Source organism: Enterovibrio norvegicus DSM 15893, from assembly GCF_900115495.1.
Taxonomy (GTDB): Bacteria; Pseudomonadota; Gammaproteobacteria; order Enterobacterales; family Vibrionaceae; genus Enterovibrio; species Enterovibrio norvegicus.
This window is the reverse complement of the sequence record NZ_FOWR01000055.1, coordinates 19,836-27,055: the sequence shown is the minus strand read 5'-3', so window position 1 is coordinate 27,055 and position 7,220 is coordinate 19,836. Positions and strand designations below refer to the sequence as shown.

General features: G+C 45.9%; 6 protein-coding genes. 2 read left to right on the top strand and 4 right to left on the bottom strand.

Going from position 1 to position 7,220, the window contains the following annotated elements:
• From BM082_RS22500 to BM082_RS22490, 3 genes are all read right to left on the bottom strand, one after another.
• A partial coding sequence (locus BM082_RS22500; RefSeq protein WP_208862506.1) for a transposase domain-containing protein occupies positions 1 to 245 on the bottom strand: 245 nt, incomplete at its 3' end.
• Positions 246 to 378: 133 nt separating this feature from the next.
• The gene (locus BM082_RS22495) at positions 379 to 1,902 is read right to left on the bottom strand and encodes an FMN-binding glutamate synthase family protein (RefSeq protein ID WP_017014979.1); all 1,524 of its coding nucleotides are present in this window, start codon (positions 1,900 to 1,902) and stop codon (positions 379 to 381) included.
• Positions 1,903 to 2,344: 442 nt separating this feature from the next.
• The gene (locus BM082_RS22490; RefSeq protein WP_229491885.1) at positions 2,345 to 2,887 is read right to left on the bottom strand and encodes a hypothetical protein; all 543 of its coding nucleotides are present in this window, start codon (positions 2,885 to 2,887) and stop codon (positions 2,345 to 2,347) included.
• A 247-nt stretch (positions 2,888 to 3,134) separates the two neighbouring features.
• Between BM082_RS22490 and BM082_RS22485 the strand changes: the two genes are divergently transcribed.
• Positions 3,135 to 3,389: a DUF3081 domain-containing protein gene (locus BM082_RS22485; RefSeq protein ID WP_017014978.1), complete on the top strand. Its 255-nt coding sequence runs from the start codon at positions 3,135 to 3,137 to the stop codon at positions 3,387 to 3,389.
• Positions 3,390 to 3,491: 102 nt separating this feature from the next.
• On the opposite strand, the gene BM082_RS22480 is transcribed toward BM082_RS22485, so the two are convergent.
• On the bottom strand, positions 3,492 to 4,559 hold the full coding sequence (locus BM082_RS22480; protein WP_017011741.1) for an acyltransferase: 1,068 nt from the start codon (positions 4,557 to 4,559) through the stop codon (positions 3,492 to 3,494).
• A 407-nt stretch (positions 4,560 to 4,966) separates the two neighbouring features.
• Between BM082_RS22480 and fusA the strand changes: the two genes are divergently transcribed.
• Positions 4,967 to 7,051 carry an elongation factor G gene (gene fusA / locus BM082_RS22475; RefSeq protein ID WP_017011740.1) on the top strand — a complete coding sequence of 695 codons (2,085 nt, stop codon included), beginning with the start codon at positions 4,967 to 4,969 and terminating at the stop codon, positions 7,049 to 7,051.
• Positions 7,052 to 7,220 lie beyond the last annotated feature (169 nt).

Genomic DNA, 7,220 nt, shown 5'->3' with positions numbered 1-7,220 from the left:
TTCTTACCTGGAAGTAATATATCGAGCTGAGAGACCACCTTACTCATCGATAGGTGCCGATAAAGTGACATTCCCACGACGCTCCACACCATCAGTTCCATGGGGAGCCTACGCTTTCGAATCGTCGTGACGCCTGTGTCTTCAAGGCATTGATTAATGAGAGCGGGGCACAGGAGATCTGATAGGCCATTGAGTTGGTCAGCAGAAAATTGGTGTATTCGGTCGAGGGCTTGTCTTAAGAACATAAAAAAATCCGAGTGTAGAAATACACTCGGATTTTGCCAGCCTCTCAGGATCGTTCAACCGATCATTTTTTGCTTAACTGATCGGCATTACGCATAATGCGCCTCTTTTTCTTTTTGGTGGCCAACGCAGCGATTAATCGGCTCGCTGTTGAAATTCAGGCTTAGGTGTCACTCGTGGGTGAATCACGTCCAATGAATCCGGTAAGCCATGATCGTTGATCATTTGAGCGTGCATACGGCGTAGTTGTCGAGGTTCGGCAACACCACACGAATGGGCGATAACGCCGACTTCATACATTAAGTTTTTCGCATAGTGTGCAACGCGCTCGGCTTTGTCTGATACGACCAAACCGTGTTGTAGCTTAGGGTCGTGCGTGGTAATGCCAGTCGGGCAGGTGTTTTTATTGCACTGCAAGGCTTGGATACACCCTAACGAAAACATAAAACCACGCGCAGAAGTAATGAAATCAGCGCCAATGCACAATGCCCATGCCACTTCCGCAGGGTTAATCAACTTGCCTGACACAATCACTTTAATCCGAGATTTCAAGCCATAGGTTTCCAAGATATCCACGACCATTGGCAAGCTGCGTTTGATTGGCAGGCCCATGAAATCCATGAGTGATTGAGGTGCTGCTCCTGTACCACCATCTGCTGAATCGATGGTGATGAAATCCGGTGCAGAATCGATACCGCGTTGATGGATTTCTTCCATCAAGGTTTCCAACCAACCATAAGCACCGATAACGGCTTTAAACCCGACGGGCTTTCCCGTTGCCTTTCGCACACGAGCGATCATATCGAGCAAATCGCTCACGCTGCGGATCTCGGTGTGTCCGTTCGGGCTGATTGAATCTTGGCCTTCTGGGATACCACGAATAGCGGCGATTTCAGCGTTCACTTTGTTCCCAGGTAAGATTCCGCCTTTGCCCGGTTTTGCTCCTTGGCTCATTTTAATTTCGAACATGCGTACTTGTTCGTTAGCGGCAATGGCTTGTAGCTTTTCATCGCTAAGGTTGCCTTGTTCGTCACGCACACCGTATTTGGCCGTACCAATTTGGAAAATGATGTCAGCGCCACCTTCAAGGTGATAAGGCGATAGGCCGCCTTCGCCTGTGTTCATCCAAACGCCTGCTTTCTTTGCGCCTTTAGATAAAGAGAGAACCGCAGGCACACTGAGCGCCCCAAAGCTCATGCCTGAGATATTAAAGAAGCTTGATGTGGTAAACGGTGTTGTTGCCACACCCTCGCCGAACGTCACGGCGCTCGCAGGAACGGCATCTTCTGAAAGCGTAGGGAACGGGCAGTTTAGGAAAATTACATCCCCCGGTTGGTTTAGTGGTCGAGACGAACCGAATGCGACAGTGCTATCCACGTTTTTTGCAGCACGGTAAACCCAACTGCGCTGCGCGCGGTTAAACGGCAGTTCGTCTCTGTCTAACGCGAAGAAGTATTGGCGGAAAAACTCCCCCATGTGTTCGAACCAATAACGAAAGCGACCAACGACAGGGTAGTTTCGTCGAATCGCTTGTTGCGTCTGAGTGACGTCACGAATGTAGATATAGATGATAGATAACACCGCGCAACCGATGAGAAAGATGAAAAGCGCAGCGCTGAACTCGAGTAGTTTTGTTGCCCAGCTGGTAACAACGTCCATTTTGTATCCTTCCATTTATAGTATTTAGAATGCTCACGAATCAATAGACCAAATAGGTAAGCGTAAGCTTTCTAATTTTTTCAGGAGGCTCGTTATCTGGCTCGTAAGAATCGTTTTCAGTGCGGATACCTTCGTTTAACGTTGGTGTTTGGACTAAACGAAGAAGAGAGGTGATTTGCAGCAAGGTTCTGACATTCTTATTTGAGGAACTTACGCTAAAAGCAGTGTTTTGCTGTAGATGCTCCGTTGGGCGAACTATTTAATCGCGTTTTATCCGTTTTCTCATAACATCTATCAGGATACACCACGCGTTTTTGCGTAATACCTTCTTGCTTTGGCGGTAGCACAGGAAGCTGTTTTTTGGGAATGGACCGGGAATGACCGCCAATACTACGTAGCTTCCTGTATATGCCTTATTTGCGTCGCCCTCCAAGGCGTTCTTTTAGCAATTTATCGAGAAATATAAGACGTCAAAAGTGGTTGTTAGTGAAAACTTGAACACCATAAGTTCTGAAGGGCTTCCTTTTATAGATATTGCGCCTGGGGATAGCTCAAGCTCTATCACTTTTTCATAAGGAGCATCTTGCAACAAAAAAGTCCGTGAGAGCCAGATGGTGCCATCGGATTGTTGCTGAAACGCATTTTTAGTCGTGATTTCTCCGCGGTTTTCAGGCTGGACAATATGCACTTTTGAGGCATCAAAAGAGACGTCATTGATGTCGAGTAAAGCGTTATCAACGAGGGCGGAAACATTTACGTTTACACCATTTCTGCCATCCTGACTTGCATTGACTTGCACACTATAGCCATCGAAAGACTGCTTTAGCGAATCTTGGTTTGTGCGCAAGTATCCGCAACTTTGTGAAGCAACAGCTTCGCCAAAACTGTCCTCGGGTTTGTAGTAAGTCCTGTCTGTTGGAATCACACATCCGGAAAGCCCGATCGCCATTGCGCTGGCAAGGAGAATGCTTTTAAGTTTCATCATGGTTCGCCCTTGTTTAGAAGAGGATGCCATTCTAGTGAAGATATAAAGGGGTTCAATTGAGTTTTGGTAAGTCTCGTATTTTGTTACCTAAAGGATCAATGTGTGGATTGATGCCACACGTCATTTCGTTATTGCTCAACCTTTGGTGATCTGCAGTTGGCATATTTCTGTAATAAAAATCATACTTTTAATGCAGAGACAACTCTCTGCGCTTACGAGCGAATTAGGTAGTTGTGAGGGAATGGCAATGAAAAATGACTTAAATCCTGCGAGATTGCTGGAAGCGTTTGAAATCGTCATGGCGAAGGGTGAGAAGACTGAGCTCGGGAAGATTTATGAAGGCATCGAAGCGATGACAGACTACGATGGATACAATGTTTACCTGCGAGGAAGCGGGGTAGAGCTCCACATTGGTTTTCACAATACCTATGACTTGAAGTACGACCAAGCCCATCAACGAGACAGCTTCCTAAAGAAGATTGATGCATTGCTGAGTGCATAGACAAGATAACCAAAGAAAAAAGAGTGACGTCAGATAGAACCTTTCCTTTTTAGGTGGATGGTATTGATGAAAAAAGCCCTGCATCGTCAGGGCTTTCTGTTTTTACGCGGCGGCGTGTTTGCTTGGTTTTTGTGGTTTAGGTTTGTTCATGTTCACCAAGAAACGCGTGAATCGCGACATTTCCAGTGCGATGACCAGTCCAAACGAAAGAAGCAGTGTTAATGGGGCAAGTAAAGCATCGCGGGCAATGCCTTCAATGGAATAAGCGCCAAACACATTGAACAGCATGAGCATCACAACAAAGTGAGCCACATACACCCCTAAGACGCGTTGACTCAAGGCGAACGTCAGTGGTGTGTTTCCCCAGTTCGGATGATTAAGCAATAACGCAAACAAGCCAATAGCCATGATAGGTGTGCCAATTAAGAAGTCGTGATTCGCCATCCAAACATCATATCGAGCAAGGTTAAAACCTTCCGCAAGGCAAAGTCCCATGCCGCCAATCAACATTGCCCAAGCGGTTCGCGTTGAAAATTGTATGTCTCTGCGTCGCATTTCCGCACCAGCAACGACCATAAGTAAACTAAAGAACGGGCCATTACGACTAAAGATAGGTGTTTCACCTTCCATGATTGGCTGATAGCTGCCAGCACCTAACCCCCAGACATAAAGCCCAAGCGCGAGCGGCACGATCAAGGCTTCTTGTCGTTTGCTGATGAGTAACGCCATGATCCCAAGTGCGCAAAGCAATCCCGGTATATACCAAAGATGCACCAACCCACCTTCAAAGAGGGTGTTGAGCGGTGTCTTCAACAGGAAGTCCCAGTAGCCAGATCGTTCAGCGAGATATCCTTGTGACATCACAACGTCAAATCTAAACGGCAGTAGTAGATAGATGACACTCCATGCTAACCAAATGAGTGAAAGAGGCTTGGCATAGTGAAGAAAGGTTTTTTTAGGGTGTTGCGTGAGTTTGGGTTGAACAAAGTAGCCCGTGAGCAAAAAGAAAAAGGGCACGGCAAATCGGCATATTTGATTGATAACATCTGAAAGTGTATTGATGGATTCGCTATACATTTCACCGCGTAATGGACCTGAATGGATAACGACGACGGCAAAAATGGCGAGAACACGGCCCATCTCGAGAGATGATAATCGAGGAGACGACATGAAAGCTCCTAGCTAAAGCGGTAACACAAAAATCGTGGCGTTAAAAAGTGCGTTGAATATAAAGAAAAACCGTTAGGATTCTGAGGTGTGTTTCTCGAATTTGCGAAAAGGTGAGAGTTTCGTCGTGAAAGTGACATTGTGTTGCGCGAAAAAGCATCAGGTTATACTAGTGCAAAAATAAATCATCACGATTCAATTTTCGGTTCTACCCTTATTTCTGCTTGTTGGAATGACACCTACAACAAAAAGTGGGTAGAAAATGGCTCGCATCTGTTCAGAAATGTGCCAAGAAATGCCTAGGCTGACACTTATCTTAGCTCACTGTGTTCTACATGTTTCTTTACGCGGCAACGCCTGCTATAATTCCCGCCCTTATATAAGCCAGTAATTGTTTATAGAGACGAACAATGACAGATCTAAGTAAATACAGAAACATTGGTATTTTCGCGCACGTTGATGCGGGTAAAACCACTACTACCGAGCGTATCCTTAAGCTAACCGGTCAAATCCACAAAACTGGTGAGGTTCACGATGGTGAATCTACTACCGACTTTATGGAACAGGAAGCTGAGCGTGGTATTACCATCCAGTCTGCAGCAGTAAGCTGTTTCTGGAATGGCCACCGTTTCAACGTTATCGATACTCCGGGACACGTTGACTTCACCGTAGAAGTTTACCGTTCACTGAAAGTACTTGATGGTGGTATCGGTGTTTTCTGTGGTTCTGGTGGTGTTGAGCCTCAGTCAGAAACTAACTGGCGCTACGCGAACGAATCAGAAGTTGCACGTATCATCTTCGTTAACAAACTAGACCGTATGGGTGCTGACTTCTTCCGTGTTGTTAAGCAAACTAAAGACGTTCTAGCTGCTAACCCACTGGTTATGGTTCTACCAATCGGTATCGAAGACGAATTCTGCGGTGTTGTAGACCTTCTGACTCGTAAAGCATACGTTTGGGATGACTCTGGTCTTCCTGAAAACTACGAAGTTAAAGATGTTCCTGAAGACATGCTTGACCAAGTAGAAGAATACCGTGAGATGCTAGTTGAGACTGCTGTAGAGCAGGACGACGACCTAATGGAAGCATACATGGAAGGCGAAGAGCCATCTATTGAGCAGCTTAAAGCATGTATCCGTAAGGGTACTCGCACAATGGACTTCTTCCCTGCTTACTGTGGTTCAGCGTTCAAAAACAAAGGTATGCAACTTATCCTTGATGCAGTTGTAGATTACCTTCCTTCTCCAACAGAAGTTGATCCACAACCTCTGATGGATGAGAACGGCGAAGAAACTGGCGAGCACGCTATCGTTTCTGCTGACGAATCATTCAAAGCGCTTGCATTCAAAATCATGGATGACCGCTTTGGTGCACTAACATTCGTACGTATTTACTCTGGTAAACTGAACAAGGGTGACACCATCCTTAACTCGTTCACCGGTAAAACTGAGCGTGTTGGCCGTATGGTTGAGATGCAAGCGGATGACCGTAACGAACTAACTAGCGCTCAAGCTGGTGATATCATAGCTATCGTTGGTATGAAGAATGTGCAAACTGGTCACACTCTGTGTGATACTAAGCACTCTGTAACACTTGAGCCGATGGTATTCCCAATCCCAGTAATCTCAATCGCAGTTGCTCCTAAAGACAAAGGCGGTTCTGAGAAAATGGGTATTGCAATCGGTAAAATGGTTGCAGAAGATCCATCTTTCCAAGTTGAAACTGACGAAGAAACTGGCGAAACCATCCTTAAAGGTATGGGCGAACTTCACCTAGATATCAAAGTTGATATCCTGAAGCGTACTTACGGCGTAGACCTGATTGTTGGTCAACCTCAAGTTGCTTACCGTGAAACTATCACTAAGCCAGTTGAAGACAGCTACACGCACAAGAAACAGTCTGGTGGTTCTGGTCAGTTCGGTAAGATCGACTACATCATGAAACCAGGTGAAGTTGGTACAGGCTTTAAGTTTACGTCTTCTGTAGTGGGCGGTAACGTTCCTAAAGAATTCTGGCCTGCAATCGAGAAAGGCTTCAAAGGCATGATGGATACCGGTGTTCTTGCTGGCTTCCCTGTTCTTGACGTTGAAATCGAGCTTCTTGATGGTGCATTCCACGCAGTCGATTCATCTGCAGTAGCATTTGAAATCGCAGCGAAAGGCGCATTCCGTCAATCTATGCCTAAAGCGGGTGCTCAACTTCTAGAGCCTATCATGGCTGTAGACGTGTTCACTCCAGATGACCACGTTGGTGACGTAATCGGTGACCTTAACCGTCGTCGCGGCATGATCAAAGACCAAATGGCTGGCGTAACGGGTGTTCGTGTTAAAGCGGACGTACCACTGTCAGAAATGTTCGGTTACATCGGTACACTGCGTACTATGACTTCTGGTCGTGGTCAATTCTCTATGGAATTCGCGCATTACTCACCATGTCCTGCGAACGTTTCAGAGAAAGTTATTGCTGACGTTAAAGCAGCGAACGCTAAGAAGTAATTCTTAACATTCGTCACGCTAATAAAAGCCCCGCATGCGAAAGCCTGCGGGGCTTTTTTATTGTGTTTTGTAAGTGAACTTCAGCACAATGTTTTCACACTTTCACACTTTCACACTTTCACACTTTCACACTTTCACACTTTCACACTTTCACACTTTCACACTGAGT

Excerpts from the sequence above, each read along its gene's own strand:
- BM082_RS22495 (WP_017014979.1), bottom strand. The coding sequence starts at position 1,902 with ATGGACGTTGTTACCAGCTGGGCAACAAAACTACTCGAGTTCAGCGCT.
- BM082_RS22490 (WP_229491885.1), bottom strand. The coding sequence starts at position 2,887 with ATGATGAAACTTAAAAGCATTCTCCTTGCCAGCGCAATGGCGATCGGG.
- BM082_RS22485 (WP_017014978.1), top strand. The coding sequence starts at position 3,135 with ATGAAAAATGACTTAAATCCTGCGAGATTGCTGGAAGCGTTTGAAATC.
- BM082_RS22480 (WP_017011741.1), bottom strand. The coding sequence starts at position 4,559 with ATGTCGTCTCCTCGATTATCATCTCTCGAGATGGGCCGTGTTCTCGCC.
- fusA (WP_017011740.1), top strand. The coding sequence starts at position 4,967 with ATGACAGATCTAAGTAAATACAGAAACATTGGTATTTTCGCGCACGTT.